We start from the raw sequence: 20,519 nt of genomic DNA, 5'->3' as shown, positions 1-20,519 counted from the left end.
CGCCGCCATGACCGATCTTTCGCGCCGCTTTTTCCTGACCCGCTCGGCGGTCCTGGGCTGTTCACTTGCGGCCAGCCCGCTGCTGACGCCGGTCACCTTCGCCGCCGCCCCCTGGAACAGACGGCTGGTCGTCATCCTCCTGCGCGGCGCGATGGACGGGCTGGACGCGGTGCAACCCTACGGCGATCCCGCCTATGCCGGGCTGCGCGGCAGCCTCGTCGGCGGGCCGCAGAACGGCGCGCTGGATCTGGACGGCTTCTTTGCGCTGCACCCCGGACTGCAGGCGCTGGCACCGATGTGGCAGGCAGGAGAGCTGGGGTTTGCCCATGCGGTCAGCACCCCCTACCGCGACAAGCGCAGCCATTTCGACGGTCAGGATCTGCTCGAGGCGGGGACCGACACCCTGCAGGGCGGCGTGCGCGACGGCTGGCTGAACCGAATGCTGCAGGAGGTGCCGGGTGTCACCGCCGACACGGCCTATGCCATCGGACTGGGCGACTTGCCGATCCTGAGGGGCAAGGCGCCCGTCGCGAACTGGACACCCGAAGCGACGCTGAGCCTCAGCCCGCAGGCAGAGCGGCTGCTGGCCATGGTCTCGGAGAGCGATCCCGCGATGCACGCGGCACTGGCCGAGGCGGCGCTGCTGTCTGCAGTGGATACGCCCGCGACGTCGGGCAACATGGCGCGGGACATGCAGCAGGCCCGCAAGGGCGGCACGCACCTGAAGATCGCAGAATTTGCCGCAAAGCGCCTGCGCGAGGACGCGCGGGTGGCGTCATTCTCGCTGAACGGATGGGACACGCACCGCGCGCAGCACCGCAGTCTGAAGGGGGCGCTGGGCACATTGGCCGACACGCTGGTGCATCTGAAACAAGAGCTGACCGACCCCGTCTGGGCCAAGACCGCCGTCGTGGCAATGACCGAATTTGGCCGCACCGCGCGCGAGAACGGAACCCAAGGCACCGATCACGGCACCGGCGGGCTGATGGTGATGGCGGGCGGGGCGATCCGGGGCGGCAAGGTTCATGCCGACTGGCCGGGGCTGGACGAGCCGGATCTTTATCAGAACCGCGATCTGATGCCGACACGCGACGTGCGCGCCCACGCGGCGTGGATCATGCGGGCGATGACCGGGCTGGATCGGGCGACGCTTGAGCGGGTGATCTTCCCCGGTCTCGACATGGGCCGCGATCCCGGCCTCCTGCTCTGAGCCTGATTGCGCTTGGCGCTCAGCCCTGATCCGCCTATAGATCGGGATATGAACATTCGCCGATCAGACAGTCCGCAGTTCGGCGCACCGGTGCCCGACTGGTCCCCTCCGCCAGTGCCCCACGGGGTCTCGATGAAGGGGCGTTATGCAGCGCTTGAGCCGCTGGATGCGGACAAACACGCGGCCCGCCTGTTTCGCGCCTATCAGGGCGAGGATCATGTATGGGATTATCTGCCCTATGGCCCGTTTTCATCCTCGGCCCAGTATCACCGCTGGGTGCAGGGCGTGGCAGGGAATGGCGATCCGGTGTTCTATGCCGTCCGCGATCTGGAAACCGGCCATTACGACGGGGTGCTCAGCCTGTTGCGCATTGACCCGTCGGCGGGGTCGATTGAGGTGGGGCACATCAACTTTGCCCCGACGCTGCAGCGCACGCCCGTCGCCACCGAAGCCTTGTTCCTGACCCTGCAATGGGCATTCGAGGCCGGATATCGCCGGTTCGAATGGAAATGCGACGCGCTGAATGTGCCGTCGCGTCGGGCCGGGCAACGTCTGGGCCTAAGCTTCGAAGGGGTGTTTCGGCAGGCCACCGTCTACAAGGGGCGCAACCGCGACACGGCGTGGTTTGCCGCCATCGACGCCGAATGGCCCGCGTTGAAAGAGGCGTTCCGGGTCTGGCTTGACCCTGCGAACTTCGACGAGAACGGCCACCAGATCGAGCGTCTTTCAGACCTGACCGCCTTGGTGCGGGTTGCAAGCGACCCCTCACTGTAGGCCTCCGCTAACGGTCAGATCGCGATGCGCTGGGTCAGGCGGTCGTGCACCATCCCCGCCAGTATCGCGGCCTCCGACACTGCGGATTGGCCCGCTGCGCGTTTGCGCGCCACCGCCTCGGCGGCTTTCTCAAGCGGGCTGTCACTGGCGCTGCGGGCGACGCCGGACAGGAACTGCGCCACATAGTCCAGGGTTCTGTCGTCGTGGTGGTCTTCCATCACGTCAGCCACATGCGCCATGTCGTCCTGAAAGGCGATGGGATCGGGATGTACTTCCTCGGTCGAGACGCTGCGCGGGCCGTCGGGGCAGCGATCCGCAGGCAGCAGCGACAGGATCTTGGTCTGGAAAACGCCCAGCGAGGTGATCGGTTTCTCGAAAAAACCGTCTGCACCGGCGGCAAGGGCTGCATCGACGCCAAAGCTGTCGCCAGAGGTGCCTATGATCACCTCGGGGCGCGGGCTGGCGGCGGCCAGTGCCTCGATCAGGTCCATGCCGTTGCCATCGGGCAGGCCCAGGTCGATGATGACGATGGTGGGGCGGTAGACCTGCAAATGTCGCCGTGCGGCACGCAGACTGTCGGCCCGCCTGATCCGCGCACCGCTGCGCAGGCACAAAAGGCGCAGCGCCTCGCAGGCAAAGCGGCTGTCCTCGACCGCGAGAACCGTAAGCCCCAGCAAGGGCCGCGCAGAGGTGGGCATCGGCAGGTGGGGTTTGAAGGGGTCGATGGTGTCCATGTCCGCAGCCTCTCAGGTTCTACGATTCTCAAGGTAGCCCGGCTTGCCTAACAGGGCGTTAACATCGCGATGCCCCCCTGCGTCGGTGCGTCCCTTGCGCCCCAATCCCAAGCTGCGCATAACAGCACCAACACCTACCAAGGAGATTTGATATGATCGGACGTCTCAACCACGTCGCCATCGCAGTGCCGGATCTTGACGCTGCATCGGAACAATACCGCAATGCGCTGGGCGCCAAGGTCGGCGCGCCGCAGGACGAACCTGACCACGGCGTGACAGTGGTGTTCATCGAACTGCCCAACACCAAGATCGAATTGCTGCATCCCTTGGGCGAAAACAGCCCGATCCAGGGGTTTCTGGACAAGAACCCCGCGGGCGGCATTCACCACGTCTGCTACGAGGTCGAGGACATCATCGCCGCGCGCGACCACCTTCAGGCCAGCGGCCTGCGGGTTCTGGGCGACGGAGAACCAAGGATCGGCGCGCACGGCAAGCCGGTGATCTTCCTGCACCCCAAGGACATGAACGGCACCCTGACAGAGCTCGAGCAAGTCTGATGGGCATTACATCCGCACTGGTCCTCTATGCCGTGATCTGGTTCATGACGTTCCTGATCGTGCTGCCGATCCGCGTGCAGACCCAAGGGGACGCAGGCAAGATCGTGCCCGGCACGCATTCCGGCGCGCCCGAGGTGCACAACCTCAAGAAAAAAGCGTGGATCACCACAGGGGCCTCCGTGGTGATCTGGGCCATCGTCGCGGGCATCATCCTGTCGGGCGTGATCAGCCTGCGCGATATCGACTGGTTCGATCGCATGGGCCCTCCGGCTGCAACCGATGGAACAGATGGGTAAACGTCGCGGCGCCGATGATCGGGATCATCAGGTTGACCAGCGGCACTGACAGCGGGACCGCCATCAGAAATCCGGCGATAAAGATGGTCCCGCTGTGCTGGCTGCGCAGGTTGCGCGCCCGTTCGCGCCCGACACGGCGCATCGCGGCCAGCGTGAAGTATTCACGGCCCAGCAGGAACCCGTTCAGCGTCCAGAACACCAGCGGCGCCAGGAACGGCATGAACATGAAGGTCAGGATCACGTAAACGATGATCGCCAGAATGTTGGCCGCGATCAATACGCCAAGGAAGTTGACCGTATCGCGCACCGCATCGCCGAAGGGCACGGGGGTCGCGGGCGGCAGGTCGGGGTAATGGCGGTCCTCCACGGCCTGCGCCACCTCGTCGAGAAACATCGACGTGATGGCGGAGGCCACGGGCACCATCAGGAAGATCGACAGGAACAGCATCAAAAAGACCGATCCCCAGCTCAGGATATCGTCCAGCCAGGTGATCTCGCCCACGACGGGCGCGTCAATGCTGTCTGCGGTCAGCGCATCGACCACCCAGACCAGCCCCGTGGTAAAGGCCACCAGCAGCGCCAGCGTCAGAGCGATGCCCAACAGCAGCACCCGCCGAAAGCGCGGATCGCCGATCTGGCCCAGGGCGGCGAAAAAAGACGCGATGATCATTCTGACAGCCATGTGGTCTTGGCCGCGATATCGGGGCGCGGGCGGTCGGGCGGTGCCGTGGTTTCCGTGCCGATGTGGATCAGCCCGGCGATGCGTTCATTGTCCTTAAGGGCAAAGGCTTCCTGCATGAACACACGGTCATGGCTGGGCCAGCCCGACAACCAGTTCGCGCCCCAGCCCGCCGCCAATGCCGCATTCAGCAACGACAGGCAGACCGCACCGGCGGAATAGGTCTGCTCCAGCGCCGGGATCGTGGGCGAAGGCACATGCACCTCGATCACGGCGACGGCCAGATGACCCATGTCGAACTGGCTGCGGCCCTTGCCGATGTCTTCAGGGTCCAGCCCCAGCACCTTGCCACGGGTTTCCGCCAGATCGGCCAGACGCGGCATCGCGGTCTTCTCAACGACGATGAACCGCCACGGCTCAAGCTTGCCATGATCCGGCGTGCGTGCGGCGGCGGTCAGCAACTGTTCCAGGTCGGCACGGTCGGGCACCGGCATCGCCAGCGTCTTGGCCGGGCGCGACCGGCGCGTGTGCAGGAAATTCAGGGCGGCGATATCGGACTCGGGCATATGTTAAGATCTTTTACATTGGGTTGGTTTGCATGTTGTCATTGCAGGCCACGCCGTCAAGGGGCGCTGTGCGATATCATCGCCCCAGCGTCTCGGCCATATGGTCGATCTCGCCGATCAGGAAGGCGTCGAACCGGGGTCCGGGCTGGCGGATGACAAAGGCTTCGCCAAAGGGATCGGGGGCGGTGATGTCGCTGCCCGACAATGCCTCGATCGCCGCATGGGCGCAGAAGGGCACGTAGGCCTCGGAATAGCCGCCCTCGTGGACCAGCACCAGCTTGCCGCCGCAGATGTCGGCTGCCAGATCCTTGACCCGCAGCGTCATCTGCCGGAACGTGTCGGCGGTCGCCTGCATACGCGCCAGCGGATCGACGACGGAGGCATCGTAGCCGCTGGCGATGATGATGATGTCGGGCGCAAAATTGCGGATCGCGGGGATCGCCACGCGGTCCATCGCATGCAGATAGGCGGTGTGCCCCGCGCCCGCAGGCAGCGGCAGGTTGATGTTGTAGCCCTCGCCAGCACCCTTGCCCCGGTCGGCCAGCGCACCGGTGTCCAGTGGGTAATTCCCCTCCTGATGGAACGAGAGGGTCAGCACGTCGTCGCGGTCATAGAAAATCGCTTCGGTGCCATTGCCGTGGTGCACGTCCCAGTCCAGCACGGCGACACGCCCCGCCAGCCCCTTGGCCTTGGCCGCCTCGATGGCGATGGCGATGTTGGCCATCAGACAGAACCCGTTGGGGAAATCCGGCAGGCAGTGATGCCCCGGCGGGCGGCTGAGCGCATAGGCGTTTTGCAGATCACCCGTCAGCACCGCCTCGACCGCCGCCACCGACAGGCCCGCAGACAGCGCCGCCAGCTCGTATCCGCCACGGGCAAAGGGCGTGCGCAGCCCCAACTCGCCGCCGCCGTTGTCGGACTTGTGCTTGAACTCGTCCAGATAGGCCTTGGGGTGGACGCGCAGCAGGTCTTCGGTCGTGGCTTCGGGCGCCGTGCGCACGTCCAGCGCGCGCATCAGTCCGGTGACGTTCATCAGGTTGACCAGCCGCCGCTTGGTCTCGGGGCTTTCGGGCAGCCCCCCGGCGGCAAGCGGCTGCACCAGCCCGCCGATGGGCAGGGTAAACGCATAGTTGCCCCCCGCGTGCCAGAATGTGCGTTCGTCCCAGAAAAATCCCGTGGCCATCGTGTGCGTCTCCCGTTTTGGGGCAGGGTGGCCGAGACGGGCAGGATTGTCGATGCACCGCAGCGTGAAAAATTCCGGCTCAGCCAGCTTCGGCCAGCAGCGCCTGAACATCAAGCGGGCTGTTGACCATCTCAAGTTGCCCGTCCGCATCGCGCGGCCACTCGGCGGGGTCGCGGTCACGGTAAAGCTCGACGCCATTGCCGTCGGGGTCACGCAGATAGACCGCCTCGGACACGCCATGATCCGCCGCCCCGTCGAGTGCGATGCCCGCATCCACGACACGTTGCAGTGCCGCCCCAAGGCTGGCGCGGTCGGGAAACAGGAACGCCGAATGATAAAGCCCCGGCGCACGCTGCGGGGCAGGGCCCGCACCCTTCGAATGCCAGGTGTTCAGGCCGATGTGATGGTGATAGCCGCCAGCGGCCAGAAACGCGGCCTGATCGCCATAGCGCTGCGTCAGGGTGAACCCGAGCACGTCGCCATAGAAGGCCAGCGCGCGATCAAGGTCGGACACCTTGAGGTGAATGTGGCCGACGCGCGTGTCGGCGGGAACTTTACCGGGCATGGGATGCCTCCTGTTGGTCTGGTCAAGGCCAGGATAACCCGCCGCCCCCGCGCGCAAAAGGTCAGGCGTCGCGCACTGATGGTGCACAGACGCGCAAAGGGCGGATGCCGCCGCACCCGCCCTTTAATCTCGCGTTGGGAACTGTCGGCCTATGCGCCGACCAGCCCGACAATCTCATAGGTCTTTTTCAGGATCGGCGCCGTGATATCGCGCGCCTGCTCGGCCCCGCGCGCCAGAATCCGGTCGATCTCTGACGTGTCATTCAGCAGCCGCGCCATCTCGGTCGAGATCGGCGACAGCTTGGCGACCGCCAGATCGGCCAGCATCGGCTTGAACGTCCCGAACTGCTGGCCTCCGACCTCGGCCAGAACCTGATCGATGCTCTGGTTGGTGAAAGCGGCATAGATGTTCACCAGATTGCGTGCCTCCGGGCGGTCCTCCAGCCCCTTCGCCTCGGAGGGCAGGGCGTCGGGGTCGGTCTTGGCCTTGCGGATCTTCTTGGCGATCGTGTCAGCATCATCGGTCAGGTTGATGCGGCTGGCGTCCGAAGGGTCGGATTTCGACATCTTCTTGGACCCGTCGCGCAAGGACATCACCCGCGTCGCCGCCCCTTCGATCACGGGCTCGGTCATCGGAAAGAAATCGACGCCATAGTCGTGGTTGAACTTCGCCGCCACGTCACGCGTCAACTCGATATGCTGTTTCTGATCCTCGCCCACGGGCACATGCGTCGCGTGATAGATCAGGATGTCGGCGGCCATCAGCGCAGGATAGGCGAACAGACCCAGCGAAGCCTTCTCGGCGTTCTTGCCCGCCTTGTCCTTCCACTGGGTCATGCGCTGCATCCAGCCCATGCGCGCCACGGTGTTGAAGATCCACGCCAGCTGCGCGTGCTCGGGGACAGCCGACTGGTTGAACAGGATCGACTTTTCCGGATCGACACCCGAGGCGATAAAGCCCGCGGTCAGCTCGCGCGTGTTGTGGCGCAGCTTGTCAGGGTCCTGCCAGACGGTGATCGCATGCAGGTCGACCATGCAGAAGATGCATTCGCGCCCCTCGTCCTGCATCTCCGAGAACCGCTTGAGCGCCCCCAGATAGTTGCCAAGCGTCAATCCGCCGGACGGCTGGATGCCGGAGAACACGCGCGGCGTGAAGTGCGATGCAGGAGCGTCAGTCATTTGGGTTCCCCTCTGGGCATTCGTGCGTGGCTGGCTTACCCATGCGCCAAAGTCCCGTCAAGGAGAGCCACCGATGCACGACGACATGCAGCCCCCCGTAAACCCCTTGCCGCCCGTCGTCTGGGCGCTGTTCGCCGCGATCATGGGGGTCGAGGCAGTGCTGTCGCTGGGCAACGCGGGCTATATCGGCGGCCCCGGTGCGGTCGGCTGGCGGCTTATGGCGCTGCGCGACTACGGGTTCTCGGGCGTGGCTTTCGATTGGATGGTGGCCAACGCGATTTTCCCGTGGGAACATCTGTTGCGCTTCGTCACCTATCCGTTCGTGAACAACGGCTTTTCGGGCACGCTCTTCGCCGGGGTGATCCTGCTGGCGCTGGGCAAGCTGGTGGGCGAGGTGATGGGACAACTGGCCGTGGCCGTTGTGTTCTTCTTCTCGGCGATCTTCGGCGCGGTGGTCTACGGGCTGCTGACCGACGCGCCCTGGCTGATCGGCGCGTTTCCGGCGGTCTACGGACTGATCGGTGCCTATACGTTCCTGATGTGGCAAAAGCTGGCCGGCACGGGCCCGCAACAGCTTCAGGCGTTCTCGCTGATCGGCGTGCTGATGGGGCTGCAACTGCTGTTCGGGATATTCTTCGAGGTGGGCCTCGACTGGATCGCCGAACTGGCCGGGTTCTTCTGCGGCTTCGCGCTGTCGCTGGTCGTGGTGCCGGGCGGCTGGACGCGGCTGCGCGGGATGATCCAGCGTCGTTGAGGGGGCCAAATGGGGGCTCTGCCCCCGCGCCTTGCGGCGCTCCCCCGGAGTTTATCCGGCAAGATGAAGGTGGGTCAGCCGCGTTTGCGTTTCGTGGCGCGTTTGAAATCCGACAGTTTGAACGCGCCGATCAGGTGGCCGGTGCCGAAATAGCTGATAGCCCCGGCCAGCACCAGAACCAACAGCGCCAGATAGCGCAGGCCTGCGGTTCCCAGCGCGCCCGACAGCGCCAATGACACTGCCCAGAGGCAGATGCCCATCACCGCCGACGCGAGGATGATCCGCCAGATGCGCTTGCGGAAACGGTCGTCGAACTGCGCGACCTCGCCCATCCTGCGCGTGCCCTGGCGCAGCATCAGAACCATCGCCCAGCCCGCGACGGTGGTCGCGATGGCCGGAGCAATCCAGCCCAGGACCGGTGCCAGCCCCACGGCCAGCACGGCGTTCACCACCATCGCCCAGACCGCGTAGCGAAACGGGCTGCGCGTGTCGGAACGGGCAAAGAACAGAGGTTGCAGGAATTTCTGGATCACGAAGGCGGGCAGGCCGAGCCCGTAGACCGCGACCGCCACGGCGATCGCCGCCACATCGTCGGGGCCCGTCGCCCCACGCTCGAACAGCACCGAGGTCAGCGGCTGCGGGATCACCATAAGCGCCACCGCCGACGGGATGGTCAGCGCCAGCGATATCTCGGCGGCACGGCTCAGCGCATTGCGCGCGCCCTCGTCGTCGCCCGCCTTCAGCCTGCGCGACAGATCGGGCAGCAACACGATCCCCACGGCGATGCCCACCACGCCCAGCGGCAGTTGATAGAGCCTGTCTGCCGCAAACAGCCAGCTGACCGCATTGTCGAACTGCGAGGCGACGACCTGCCCCACCACCAGGTTCACCTGCATCACGCCGGTCGCCAGCGCTGCAGGCACCGCAACGATCAGCATCTTGCGCATGTCCGGCGTCCAGCGCGGCAGCCCCGGTTTCAGCGCAAAGCCCGCGCGCGCGGCGGCGGTCCACGTCAGGGCCAGCTGTGCGATGCCCGCCAGCGGAATGGTGCAGATCAGCCAGAGGACCACATCGCCGCCCAGCTTGTTGGCCGCGATCATGGCAATGATGACGAATATGTTCAGCAGCACCGGGGCAGCGGCAGCAGCCGCAAAGCGGCCCGTGGCGTTCAGCACGCCCGAGAACAGCGCCGACAGCGACATGAAGAAGATATAGGGGAATGTGATCCGCCCGAACCCGACCGTCAGATCGAACCGCTGCGCGTCGAACCCCCCCGCCGTGGCCCAGACCAGTGCCGGCATGAACACCAGCGCCAGCGCCGTCAGCGCCAGCGTCGCCAGCATCAGCCCGTTCAGCGCGTCGGTGGCAAAGCGGTGGGCATCCTCGTCGCCCTCGACCTTGGCCGAGAACATCGGCACGAAGGCCGCATTGAACGCGCCTTCGGCAAAGAACCGGCGAAACATGTTGGGCAGCCTGAACGCCGCGACAAAGGCATCCATCAGCGGCCCCGGTCCGATCAGCGACAGGATCAGGATCTCGCGCACGAAGCCCAGGACCCGCGACATCAATGTCCAGAACCCCACGGTCAGAAAGCCGGTCATCAGGCGGATGGGTTTCACGTGCGGGCCTCGCTGGTGCAGTCTCGGACAGGGCCTAGCGGGTCGGGCGGGTGCGTGACAAGGGCCTCTTGCAGCGACGACATCCGCGGGTGCAGATCCCGCGCGCCGGTGTCGCGGTTTTCGCGCAGTTTGCCGCCGATCACGCCGCCGCGTGCATAAATCTGTCGGGCCGGTGTCATTGTTGCCCGGGGCGCGACGCCAAAGGGGCAAAACTTGAGTTTGTCCGCCAGATGGTTTTGATGAAGGAAATCATTTTGCAAAGGACCTGCAATGCCAGCCACCACCACCGCCGATCTTTCCCTCGAAATGACAGCGTGGCGGCAGGATTTCCATGCCCATCCCGAACTTGGCTTTGCCGAAGTGCGCACGGCGGCACGGGTGGCGGACCTGCTGGAAAGCTTCGGCCTCGAGGTGCACCGGGGCATCGGTCAGACCGGCGTGGTGGGCATATTGCAACGCGGCAATGGCACCCGCTCGGTGGGTCTGCGCGCCGATATGGACGCGCTGCCGATTCGCGAAACCACGGGGGCCGCCTATGCCAGCCGCACGGGCGGCGTGATGCACGCCTGCGGCCACGACGGGCATATGGCGATGCTGCTCGGGGCCGCGAAACATCTGGCCGCGCACGGTCAATTCGACGGGCGCGTGGTGTTCATCTTCCAGCCCGCCGAAGAGCATGGGCAGGGCGCGCAGGCGATGATCGCCGATGGCCTCTTCGAGCGGTTCGGGGTCGATCAGGTCTTTGCCATCCACAACATGCCCGGCCTGCCCGTCGGCCATCTGGAAACGCGCGCAGGGCCGATGACCGCCTCCGAGGCGCTGTTCGAGATCGAGGTCCGCGCGCGCGGCGGTCACGCCGCCCTGCCGCACCTGGGCGTCGACGCCATCGTGGTCGGCGCGCAGATCGTCGGCGCCTTGCAGACCATCGTCTCGCGCAAGCTCGACCCGGCGCAGAACGGCGTGGTGTCGGTGACCGAATTCATCGCCGACGGCGGGCGCAACATCCTGCCCGGCAGCGCGGTCCTCAAGGGCGACGCCCGCGCGCTCTCCCCCGAAACCAACAGGCTGATCGAAGCGCGGATGCGCGAACTGGTGGCGGGCACCGCCGCCGCCCATGACGTCACCGCAGAAGTCGCCTACCAGACCGTCTTTGCCCCCACCATCAACGATGCCGACGCGGTGGCCGCCGTCGCCCGCGCAGGCAGCGTTGCGCTGGGGGCCGCCAACGTGGACGCCGCATGCTTCCCCAAGCTCTTTTCCGAAGACTTCGCCCATATGGCGATGGCGCGTCCCGGCTGCTTTTTCCTGATGGGCAACGGCACCGATGGCGCACACGGCCTGCCGCTTCATGCCTCGGGCTACGATTTCAATGACGATGGGCTGGTGCCCGGCGCAGACACGTGGGTGCATCTGGTACAGCACGCGCTGCCCGCCGCCTGAACAGGCCGCCGCCCTTCATTTTGCCAGATAAACTCCCGCCGGAGGCTCCCGCAGCCAGCAAAGCGCTCAAACGCGCCTTAAATCAATCCTCGGCCCGCTGCGCCCCTTCGACGATGGCGGCGCGCAGGCGCTTCTCCAGCGTCTTTTGCTTGCTCGGGGTATAGTATTTCAGCCCGAACATGTCCTTGACATAGAACGTGTCGACGCATTGCTCGCCATAGGTCGCGATGACCGCATTGGCGACGTAGACATTGGACGACGCCAGCGTGCGCGCCAGATCGTGCAGCAGGCCGGGGCGGTCGCGGGTGTCGACCTCGATGATCGTGTAGATTTCCGACCCATCGTTGTCGAAGGTGATGTGCGTGGGCACCCGGAACACCTTTTCGCGTTTCTTGACCTTGTCGCGGTCCACCATCGCCTCGCGCGGCACCACTTCGCCGTGCAGCGTGCGCTCGATCATCTTGCGCAGGCGGGGCAGGCGGCTGGCGTCATAGGGCGTGTCGTCCGCGTCCTGTATCCAGAAGGCGTCGGTCACGTAGCCGTCCTTGGTCGTGTAGCTGCGCGCATCGACCACATTGGCCCCGACCAGCGCCAGCGCACCGGCCAGACGGGCAAAGATGCCGGGATGGTCCTGCATCACGAAACAGACGCGCGTCGCGTCGCGGTCTTCGTCGGGGTGCAGGTCGATGCGGATCTCGTTGTCGCCGATACCCCGCAGCAGGTTGGCAAAAACCACATGCGCAGTCTGGTGCAGGCCCTGCCAATAAGGCTCGTAGTGGCGGCCCGTCTCGACCTGAACGTCCTTGCGCGGCCAATCGGCAAGGGCGGCGCGCAGCGCCTTCTTCGCCTCGGCGCCCCGGTTCTCGCGGTTCAGCGCTTCCATGCCGTCTTCCAGCGCCGTGCGTGTCTGACGGTAAAGCGCGCGGATCAGCACGGCCTTCCAGTTGTTCCAGGTGTTCGGCCCCACGCCGCGAATGTCGCAGACGGTCAGCACGCACAACAGGTCCAGCCGCTCGACCGTGCGCACCGCCTTGGCAAAGTCGCGCACGGTGCGCGGGTCGGCGATATCGCGTTTCTGCGCCATGTCGGACATCAGCAGGTGATAGCGCACCAGCCATTCGATTGTGTCGACCTCGTCGGGCTTCAGCCCCAGGCGCGGGCCGACCTTGCGGGCGATCTGTGCGCCCAGGATCGAATGATCCTCTTCGCGGCCCTTGCCGATGTCGTGCAGCAGCAGCGCCACATAGATCACCCTGCGGTTCACCCCCGCCTTCAGGATCGACGTGGCGACCGGCAGATCCTCGACCAGATCGCCGTTCTCGATCTCGCTCAGCGCCATGATCGTCTGGATGATGTGTTCATCGACCGTATAGGAATGATACATGTTGAACTGCATCATCGCCACGATCGGCTCGAATTCGGGGATGAAGGCGGCCAGCACGCCCAGCTCGTTCATCCGCCGCAGGGCGCGTTCGGGGTTGCCGTGTTTCAGCAGCAGGTCCAGAAAGATGCGCCGCGCTTCGGGCGCATTGCGCACGTGATCGTCAATCAGCCTCAGGTTCGCCTTCACCAGACGCATCGCGTCGGGATGGATCAGCATGCCCGTGCGCAGCGCCTCTTCGAACAGGCGCAGGATGTTCAGCGGATCGGCAAGGAACGCGTTGTCGTCGATGATCGCGATGCGGTTGTGGATCACCTGATAGCCGGCCTTGGTCTTGCGGCGGCGGCTCAGCAGCCGCTCCAGCAGCGGCTCGGCCTTCAGGTGCACGGCCTCAAGCCCGGTCAGGAATATCCGCGTCAGGTCGCCCACTTCGGTGGCGTGCAGGAAAAACGCCTGCATAAAGACTTCGACGGCGCGGCGGCCTGCTTTGTCCTCGTAGCCCATCGCCTCGGCCACCTGCACCTGCATGTCGAATGTCAGCTGCTCGGTGGCGCGCCCGGTCAGCAGATGCAGATGGCACCGGACCGCCCACAAGAAGCTTTCGGCGGCGGCGAAACTGGCGAATTCATCCTCGGTAAAGACACCCAGCGGCACCAGATCGGCGGTGTCGTGCACGCCGTGAATGTATTTTGAAATCCAGAACAGCGATTGCAGGTCGCGCAGCCCGCCCTTGCCCTCCTTGACGTTCGGCTCCACCACATAGCGCTGGCCCTGCCGCTTGTGACGCTCGTCGCGCTCGTGCAGCTTGGCCTCGACGAAATCGCGCGCGGTGCCGGAAAACAGCTCGTCCCACAGGCGCTTGTCCAGGACCTTGGCCAACTCGCGGTCGCCGCCGATGAAACGGTGCTCCAGCATCGCGGTGCGAATGGTGAAATCCTCGCGGCCCAGCCGGATGCAATCCTTCACGGTGCGCGACGAGTGGCCGACCTTCAGGCGCAGGTCCCACAGCATGTAGAGCATGGTCTCGATCACGTTCTCGGCCCAGGCGGTGATCTTGTAGGGGGTCAGGAACAGCAGGTCGACATCGGAAAACGGTGCCATCTCGCCGCGCCCGTACCCGCCCACGGCGATCAGCGACAGCCGTTCGCCTGCGGTGGGCGACACGTTGGGGTGGATCACCTGCGCGGCAAGCGTCATCGTCGCCTCGACCAGCTGATCGGTCAGGTAGGTATAGGCCGCCGTGGTCGGGCGCGCGGCAAAGGGGCGGGCGGCAAAGGCCTCGGCGATGGCGGCACGCCCCTGCTTTTGCGCCTGTTGCAGCCATCCGACCATCTCGTTGCGCACGTCCATCGGTGCTGCATCATTCTGCCGCGCCTTGATCAGCGCCGAGGAAAAGGCGGCCGCGTCGAAAATCGCCTCTGGCGGACAGATCAAGTCGACCGCCAGAGGCGCTGGCTGTTGGGTGTTCAGCATTGTGGGATCAGAAACCGGCGCCGCCGAACGCTTGCGGTGCGGCGTCGATCACAACGACCTGGTTGTTGCGGATCGTGGCGATGGCCAGCCCGCGGTCGTTGGTGCCGTCACTGCGCAGCCGGAAGATGCCCGAAGCGCCCTGAAAGCCCGCACCTTGGGTCAGCGCCGCACCGGTCAGCGCGTTCGACTGGCCCTTTGCGACCAATGCGCCGACGGCTGCGATCCCGTCAAAGCCGAGGCCCGCAATCGGATGCGGCGCACTGCCATAGGCCGCCTGGTACTTGGCGGCAAAGGCTGCACTGCGCGCAGGATCGGGCAAGGCAAACCAGCCGCCTTGCAGACCGGGCAGCGACAGCGTCGGCGTGGGAATGTCCCAACGGGTCAGGCCGATATATTGCGTGACCGCAGGCTGAATGCCGACCTCGGGCAGCAGTTGCGCCAGCAGCGGCAGCGCCGAGGCGGTGGAGGATGTCATGAACACGGCATCGGCCCCCGATCCGTCCACAGCGGCCTTGATGCGCGGCACCGCGTCGATCACGCCCTGCTGCGACAGCGGATAGTCAACAGAACCGGCAAGCGTGGCGCCGGTGTTGCTGATGGCGTTCTGGATCGCGGAGCGTCCCAGCTGCCCCGCCACATCCTGCGCGCTGACCACCACGATGCGCGATTTGCCCTGACGGGTGGCATAGCTGACCAGCCGGTCGGCGGTGGTCTGAAAGGTCGGCCCAAGCACAAAGACGTTGCCGCCCGCGATGGTGGTGTTGTTCGAGAACGCGAGCACGTTCACGCCCGCACCGGAGGCAGCGACTCCTGCCGCGTTGGCGGCTTCGGCATAGACGGGCCCGATGATGATCTTGGCCCCGTCATTGACGGCCTGCGTCGCGGCGCTGGCGGCGGTGGCGGCATTGCCCGCCGTTGCATAGACCCGCAGGTCGATGGCGACACCGCTAAGGTCACGCATCGCCAGACGCGCGGCATTTTCCAGACTGGTCGCCAGCAGCTCGTCGGATGCCGTGGCGGAACCGCGCGGCACCAATAGGGCCACGGGCACGGGCTTCGACGTGTCGACAGAGGGGCCACCGGCGGTGCCGGGTGCCATCATCACAGGCTCGCACGCGGCCAGAACGAAGGCTATGAGCGGCAAGAACAGCAGGTGCAATGCCTTGCGGGCGGGGTGTAAAAACGCGAACATGGTGCAGGAAACTCCCTAAGGTCTGGGCGGCCCGAAAACCGCCTTGATTTGGCGAAGATCATAGACGTCACGAAAGGCGGGTCCAGCGTTGAATTTTCAGAAGGTTACTCTGCCTGCGGGCATCCACCTGGTGGGCGTGCCCATCGGCACCGCGCGCGACATCACATTGCGGGCGCTGGATGTGCTGGCGTCGGCGGATGTTCTGGCGGCCGAAGACACGCGCAGCCTGCGGCGGCTGATGGACATCCACGGCGTGCCGCTGAACGGTCGGCGCATCCACACGCTGCATGACCACAGTGCGGCCAAGGTGGTAGACCAGTTGCTGCACGCGGCGGGCGCGGGCGAGGCGGTGGCCTATGCCTCCGAGGCGGGGATGCCGCTGATCGCCGATCCGGGGTTCGAGCTGATCCGCGCCGCCCGCACAGCAGGCGTGCCGGTGCATTGCGCGCCCGGCCCCAGCGCGGTGGTGACGGCGCTGGCGGTCGGCGGATTGCCGACGGATGCGTTTCTTTTCGGCGGTTTCCTGCACAACACCAAGGCCGCGCGGCGCTCTGCGCTCGAGGGCTGGGGCAATGTGCAGGCCACGCTGGTGTTTTACGAATCACCCAAGCGGCTGGCGGCGATGCTGGCCGATGCCGCCGACGTGCTGGGTGCCGCGCGGCGCGCGGCGGTGTGCCGCGAACTGACCAAGAAATTCGAGGAAGTGCGCAGCGGAACCCTCTCGGAACTTGCCGAATACTATGCGGAAGCGACCGTTAAGGGCGAAATCGTGGTCTTGATTGATCGCCGTTCACAGGAAATTAAGGAAGATGATGTCTCCTCGGACCTGATCGAGGCGTTGGGGCAAATGTCGATGCGCGATGCGGTGGATGCCGTATCCTCCGCCCACGGCGCGCCCCGCCGCAAAGTCTATCAACTGGCGTTGACCCTTTCCAAAGGGGACGACGACACACCCTGAGGTTTGGCATGACACAACTGGCATTTGATTTTCGACCGCCGCTTCCCCTGACGCCCGCCGCGCAAACCGCCGCGCAAACCCCCGCTGCAAAACCCGTGGCAAAACCTGCGGCAAAACGTGTGGCATCGGATCTGCGCCGTGCGCGCGGCGAAATGGCCTACCACGCGGGTGTCGCCGCCGAAACACGGATTTCCATGGACTACGAACGCCGGGGCTATCCCGTCGTCCGGCAACGCTGGCGCGGCAAAAGCGGGGAGATCGACCTGATCGCCCGTGACGGCGAGGGGCTCGTCTTTGTCGAGGTCAAGCACAGCAAGACCTTCGACCGCGCCGCCGCCCGGCTGAGTGCGCGCCAGATACGCCGCATCTATGCCTCTGCCGAGGAATACCTTGCCCTGATGCCACGCGGCAGCCTGACCCAGGTGCGCTTTGACGTGGCGCTGGTGAATGGTCATGGCGAGACGCGGATCATGGAAAACGCCATCGGCTTTGACTGACCCATTGCGCCCGCTGCGCCGCTGATCCATCAAGGAAGCTCAGCAACGCGAGGTGCCGCGATGAAGATCGCCTTTCAGATGGACCCGATCGGGGACGTGAATATCAACGCAGACAGCAGCTTTCGGCTGGCCGAGGAGGCGCAGGCGCGGGGGCATTCTCTGTTCTTCTACACCCCGGATCATCTGGCCTACCAAGAGGGGCGCATCACCGCGCGGGGGCAGGATTTTACCGTGCAGCGGGTACAGGGAGACCATGCGCGCCTGGGCGAGATGCGCGAGGTCGATCTGTCCGAATTCGACGTGGTCTGGCTGCGTCAGGACCCGCCCTTCGACATGCACTATATCACCTCGACCCATCTGCTGGACCGGCTGAAGAAGACCACGCTCGTGGTGAATGACCCGTTCTGGGTCCGCAACTTTCCCGAAAAGCTGCTGGTGCTGGATTTCCCCGAGCTGACGCCGCCCACGACGATTGCGCGCGATCTCGGCACCATCAAGGCGTTCAAGGCCAAGCATGGCGATATCATCCTCAAACCGCTTTACGGCAACGGCGGCGCGGGTGTGTTCCGGCTGGATGCCAACGACCGCAACCTGAGCAGCCTGCACGAGCTTTTCACCGGGTTCAGCCGCGAGCCGCTGATCGTGCAGAAATTCCTGCCAGCCGTCTCCAAGGGTGACAAGCGGGTGATCCTCGTCGACGGCGAGGCCGTAGGCGCGATCAACCGGGTGCCCGCCGAGGGAGAGACGCGGTCGAACATGCACGTCGGCGGACGCCCCGAAAAGGTCGGCCTGACCGACCGGGACCGCGAGATCTGCGCGGCCATCGGCCCCTTGTTGAAAGAGCGGGGACAAGTGTTCGTTGGCATCGACGTGATCGGCGACTACCTGACCGAGATCAACGTGACCTCGCCCACCGGCATTCAGGAGCTGGAGCGTTTTGACGGCGTGAACATCGCCGCCAGGATCTGGGAGGCGATCGAGGCCAGACGCGCATGAGCTGGCAGCGGTCCGTTCTGAACAACTGGCTGACGTGGTTCGAAAAGCCTGCGATGGCGCGCGCCGCGTCGCACGACGAGATGCGGCGCAGGTTCGAGAGCAGCGCGCGATTGTTCTTTCACGGCCCCCGCGATGTGGCGCGGCACTGGCGCGATCTGGGGTCGGGCGAGGCGCTGTGGCTCGAGCCGAAGGGCGCGGACGCGGGTCAGGTACTGCTCTATTTCCATGGCGGCGGCTATATTTTCGGCAGCCCGCGCACCCATGCCGCGATGGTCGCGGCTCTGGCCCGGCGGGCGGGCCTGCGCGCGGTTCTGCCGGTTTATCCGCTTGCCCCCGAAGCGCCCTATCCCGCCGCCCTTGACCGCGCCGAAGACGCCTACCACGCGCTTGTCGCCTCGGGCGTTTCGCCGCAGCGCATCATCATGGGCGGCGACAGTGCCGGTGGCGGCCTGGTTCTGGCGCTGCTGGCACGGCTGATACAGTGCGGGGCCGACCTGCCCGCCGGGGTCTTCGCCTTCTCGCCCCTGACCGACCTCACGTTCTCGGGCGCCAGCCTGCAGGTGAACGCGCGGTGCGAGGCCATGCTGCCGACCAATCGCGTCTCGGAAATGGCCGAGGCCTATCTGCACGGCACCGCTCCGACCGATCCGCAGGCCAGCCCGCTTTTCGCCGATTTCAAAGGCGCACCGCCCACCTGGATCGCCGCGGGCGATACCGAGATCCTGCTGGACGACACCCGTCGACTGGTGCCCCGGATGAAGGCGCAGGGCGTGTCGGTTCAGATGCACATCGCGCACGACGTGCCCCATGTCTGGCCAATGTTTCACAACACGTTGCCCGAGGCGCGGCAGACGCTGGACCAGCTTGCGGGCTGGATCAGGACCCGCCTGGCTGCGGCAGGCGAAAGCTGACCGCTTCGGCGATGTGGGGATGGCGAACCTCGTCCGATCCGGCCAGATCGGCGATGGTCCGCGCCACGCGCAGCACCCGGTGATAGCCGCGCGCCGACAGCGCGAACCGTTCCGCCACACGCGACAAGAGCGCGCGGCCTTCCGCATCCGGTGTCGCGCATGCCTTCAGGATCTCGCCTTCGGCGTCGGCGTTCGAGCGCATGTCGGCGCGTCCGTCGAACCGCGCGATCTGGATGTCGCGTGCCGCCGCCACCCGTGCCGCAATCTGCGCCGAGGTGTCGCCCGAGGCAGGCAGATCCAGATCGGTAAAGCGCACCGGCGGCACGTCCACCCGCAGATCGAACCGGTCCATCAGCGGGCCGGATATGCGCCCCATGTAATCCTCGCCGCAGAGCGGCACACGTCCGCAGGCGCGGTCGGGGTCGGTCAGATAGCCGCATTTGCAGGGGTTGGCGGCAGCCACCAGCATGAAGGCGCAGGGGTATTTCACATGGGCATTGGCACGCGCGATCATCACCTCGCCCGTTTCGATCGGCTGGCGCAGGGTCTCCAGCACCGCGCGGGGAAATTCGGGGAACTCGTCCATGAACAAGACGCCATTGTGCGCCAGAGACACCTCGCCCGGTTTGGCGCTGCGCCCGCCGCCGATGATCGCGGCCATCGACGCGGTGTGGTGCGGTTCGCGAAAGGGCCGCGCGCGCGAGATGCCGCCCGCGTCCAGCAGCCCGGCGAGCGAGTGGATCATCGAGGTTTCCAGCGCCTCGCCGGGGGTCAGCGGCGGCAGGATGCCTGACAGGCGCGCGGCCAGCATGGATTTGCCCGATCCGGGCGTGCCGACCAGGATCAGGTGGTGCCTGCCTGCGGCGGCGATTTCCAGCGCGCGCTTGGCGCGCTCCTGTCCCTTGACGTCGCGCATGTCCTTGAGGATCGCGTCGGGCGTGACCTCGCCCGGCAGGCTGGGTTCGATCAGCGATTGCCCGGTAAAGTGGCGTATCGCGGCACCAAGGTCGGGCGCGGCGATCACCTTGGTGGCCGAGACCCAGGCCGCTTCGGCACCCGAGGCGGCTGGACAGAGCAGGGTGCGGTTGTCGGCGGCGGCGGCCATCGCCGCGGGCAGCGCGCCGATGACGGGGATCAATGAGCCGTCGAGGGACAACTCGCCCAAGGCCACGACCCCTTCGGCGGTGTCCTTGGGGATGATGTCCAGTGCGGCCAGCAGCGCCAGTGCGATGGGCAGATCGAAATGCGAGCCTTCCTTGGGCAGGTCGGCAGGCGACAGGTTGACCGTGATGCGCCGCGACGGCAGGGCGATGGCCATCGCACCCAAGGCCGCGCGCACCCGGTCGCGCGCCTCGGACACGGCCTTGTCCGGCAGGCCCACGATGGAAAATGCGGGCAGGCCCGGCGACAGGGCGCATTGCACTTCGACCAGCCGGGCCTCGACCCCCTGAAATGCCACGGTATAGGCGCGTGCGACCATGATGCCCCTCTTGCGATATGGTTAATCGGTAGAGGGTGGGCATTTACGATTGGTTAACGACGTCGCAGGATCGCGG

General features: G+C 65.8%; 21 protein-coding genes. 10 read left to right on the top strand and 11 right to left on the bottom strand.

What is annotated here, in order from left to right; all coding sequences use genetic code 11:
* Nucleotides 1–7: 7 nt before the first annotated feature.
* Together NTA49_RS14460 and NTA49_RS14455 are read left to right on the top strand one after the other, a co-directional pair.
* Nucleotides 8–1,210: a DUF1501 domain-containing protein gene (locus NTA49_RS14460; RefSeq protein WP_258295509.1), complete on the top strand. Its 1,203-nt coding sequence runs from the start codon at nt 8–10 to the stop codon at nt 1,208–1,210.
* Between the two features lie 48 nt (nt 1,211–1,258).
* Nucleotides 1,259–1,984 carry a GNAT family N-acetyltransferase gene (locus NTA49_RS14455; protein ID WP_258295508.1) on the top strand — a complete coding sequence of 242 codons (726 nt, stop codon included), beginning with the start codon at nt 1,259–1,261 and terminating at the stop codon, nt 1,982–1,984.
* 14 nt (nt 1,985–1,998) lie between these two features.
* On the opposite strand, the gene NTA49_RS14450 is transcribed toward NTA49_RS14455, so the two are convergent.
* Nucleotides 1,999–2,718 (bottom strand): response regulator, encoded by a 720-nt coding sequence (locus NTA49_RS14450; RefSeq protein WP_258295507.1) that lies wholly within the window; start codon nt 2,716–2,718, stop codon nt 1,999–2,001.
* Between the two features lie 152 nt (nt 2,719–2,870).
* Between NTA49_RS14450 and mce the strand changes: the two genes are divergently transcribed.
* The gene (mce, locus tag NTA49_RS14445; protein WP_258295506.1) at nt 2,871–3,275 is read left to right on the top strand and encodes a methylmalonyl-CoA epimerase; all 405 of its coding nucleotides are present in this window, start codon (nt 2,871–2,873) and stop codon (nt 3,273–3,275) included.
* A complete protein-coding gene (locus tag NTA49_RS14440) occupies nt 3,275–3,571 on the top strand; it encodes a DUF1467 family protein (protein WP_258295505.1) in 297 nt (98 codons plus the stop codon). The genes mce and NTA49_RS14440 overlap by 1 nt, the downstream gene beginning before the upstream one ends.
* Here the strand turns inward: NTA49_RS14440 and NTA49_RS14435 are convergent.
* From NTA49_RS14435 to trpS, 5 genes are all read right to left on the bottom strand, one after another.
* The gene (locus NTA49_RS14435; RefSeq protein WP_258295504.1) at nt 3,501–4,253 is read right to left on the bottom strand and encodes an EI24 domain-containing protein; all 753 of its coding nucleotides are present in this window, start codon (nt 4,251–4,253) and stop codon (nt 3,501–3,503) included. The genes NTA49_RS14440 and NTA49_RS14435 overlap by 71 nt on opposite strands.
* The gene (locus NTA49_RS14430; protein WP_258295503.1) at nt 4,238–4,816 is read right to left on the bottom strand and encodes a nitroreductase family protein; all 579 of its coding nucleotides are present in this window, start codon (nt 4,814–4,816) and stop codon (nt 4,238–4,240) included. The genes NTA49_RS14435 and NTA49_RS14430 overlap by 16 nt, the downstream gene beginning before the upstream one ends.
* A gap of 76 nt (nt 4,817–4,892) precedes the next feature.
* Nucleotides 4,893–5,999: a class II histone deacetylase gene (locus NTA49_RS14425; RefSeq protein WP_258295502.1), complete on the bottom strand. Its 1,107-nt coding sequence runs from the start codon at nt 5,997–5,999 to the stop codon at nt 4,893–4,895.
* Between the two features lie 79 nt (nt 6,000–6,078).
* Nucleotides 6,079–6,564, bottom strand: a complete 486-nt coding sequence (locus NTA49_RS14420; protein WP_258295501.1) for a VOC family protein — start codon at nt 6,562–6,564, stop codon at nt 6,079–6,081.
* 149 nt (nt 6,565–6,713) lie between these two features.
* Nucleotides 6,714–7,742 (bottom strand): tryptophan--tRNA ligase, encoded by a 1,029-nt coding sequence (gene trpS, locus NTA49_RS14415; RefSeq protein WP_258295500.1) that lies wholly within the window; start codon nt 7,740–7,742, stop codon nt 6,714–6,716.
* Nucleotides 7,743–7,815: 73 nt separating this feature from the next.
* Here trpS and NTA49_RS14410 point away from each other — a divergent pair, with 73 nt between their 5' ends.
* Nucleotides 7,816–8,496, top strand: a complete 681-nt coding sequence (locus tag NTA49_RS14410) for a rhomboid family intramembrane serine protease (RefSeq protein ID WP_258295499.1) — start codon at nt 7,816–7,818, stop codon at nt 8,494–8,496.
* Between the two features lie 74 nt (nt 8,497–8,570).
* Here NTA49_RS14410 and murJ read toward each other — a convergent pair whose 3' ends face one another.
* Together murJ and NTA49_RS14400 are read right to left on the bottom strand one after the other, a co-directional pair.
* Entirely contained in the window at nt 8,571–10,115 is a 1,545-nt protein-coding gene (gene murJ / locus NTA49_RS14405) for a murein biosynthesis integral membrane protein MurJ (protein WP_258295498.1), read from the bottom strand.
* A complete protein-coding gene (locus NTA49_RS14400; protein ID WP_258295497.1) occupies nt 10,112–10,294 on the bottom strand; it encodes a hypothetical protein in 183 nt (60 codons plus the stop codon). The genes murJ and NTA49_RS14400 overlap by 4 nt, the downstream gene beginning before the upstream one ends.
* Nucleotides 10,295–10,385: 91 nt before the next feature.
* Between NTA49_RS14400 and NTA49_RS14395 the strand changes: the two genes are divergently transcribed.
* Nucleotides 10,386–11,555, top strand: a complete 1,170-nt coding sequence (locus tag NTA49_RS14395) for a M20 aminoacylase family protein (RefSeq protein ID WP_258295496.1) — start codon at nt 10,386–10,388, stop codon at nt 11,553–11,555.
* An 82-nt stretch (nt 11,556–11,637) separates the two neighbouring features.
* On the opposite strand, the gene NTA49_RS14390 is transcribed toward NTA49_RS14395, so the two are convergent.
* Both NTA49_RS14390 and NTA49_RS14385 read right to left on the bottom strand, forming a co-directional pair.
* Entirely contained in the window at nt 11,638–14,409 is a 2,772-nt protein-coding gene (locus tag NTA49_RS14390; protein WP_258295495.1) for a [protein-PII] uridylyltransferase, read from the bottom strand.
* Nucleotides 14,410–14,416: 7 nt separating this feature from the next.
* Entirely contained in the window at nt 14,417–15,601 is a 1,185-nt protein-coding gene (locus NTA49_RS14385) for a penicillin-binding protein activator (protein WP_258295494.1), read from the bottom strand.
* A gap of 88 nt (nt 15,602–15,689) precedes the next feature.
* Between NTA49_RS14385 and rsmI the strand changes: the two genes are divergently transcribed.
* From rsmI to NTA49_RS14365, 4 genes are read left to right on the top strand one after another with little or no spacing between them, the layout of a single operon-like run.
* Complete coding sequence (gene rsmI, locus NTA49_RS14380) at nt 15,690–16,559, top strand: 16S rRNA (cytidine(1402)-2'-O)-methyltransferase (protein ID WP_258295493.1); 870 nt, start codon at nt 15,690–15,692, stop codon at nt 16,557–16,559.
* An 8-nt stretch (nt 16,560–16,567) separates the two neighbouring features.
* Complete coding sequence (locus NTA49_RS14375; protein ID WP_258295492.1) at nt 16,568–17,056, top strand: YraN family protein; 489 nt, start codon at nt 16,568–16,570, stop codon at nt 17,054–17,056.
* A 60-nt stretch (nt 17,057–17,116) separates the two neighbouring features.
* Entirely contained in the window at nt 17,117–18,052 is a 936-nt protein-coding gene (gshB, locus tag NTA49_RS14370) for a glutathione synthase (RefSeq protein WP_258295491.1), read from the top strand.
* Nucleotides 18,049–18,963 (top strand): alpha/beta hydrolase, encoded by a 915-nt coding sequence (locus tag NTA49_RS14365; protein WP_258295490.1) that lies wholly within the window; start codon nt 18,049–18,051, stop codon nt 18,961–18,963. The genes gshB and NTA49_RS14365 overlap by 4 nt, the downstream gene beginning before the upstream one ends.
* Here the strand turns inward: NTA49_RS14365 and NTA49_RS14360 are convergent.
* Entirely contained in the window at nt 18,929–20,443 is a 1,515-nt protein-coding gene (locus tag NTA49_RS14360; RefSeq protein WP_258295489.1) for a YifB family Mg chelatase-like AAA ATPase, read from the bottom strand. The two genes, NTA49_RS14365 and NTA49_RS14360, sit on opposite strands and share 35 nt — an antisense overlap.
* Nucleotides 20,444–20,519: the final 76 nt, after the last annotated feature.

The organism is Pseudosulfitobacter koreensis (assembly GCF_024733015.1).
GTDB lineage: Bacteria > Pseudomonadota > Alphaproteobacteria > Rhodobacterales > Rhodobacteraceae > Pseudosulfitobacter > Pseudosulfitobacter koreensis.
The sequence above is the reverse complement of the archived record's forward strand: the minus strand, read 5'-3'. Positions and strand labels throughout refer to the sequence as shown.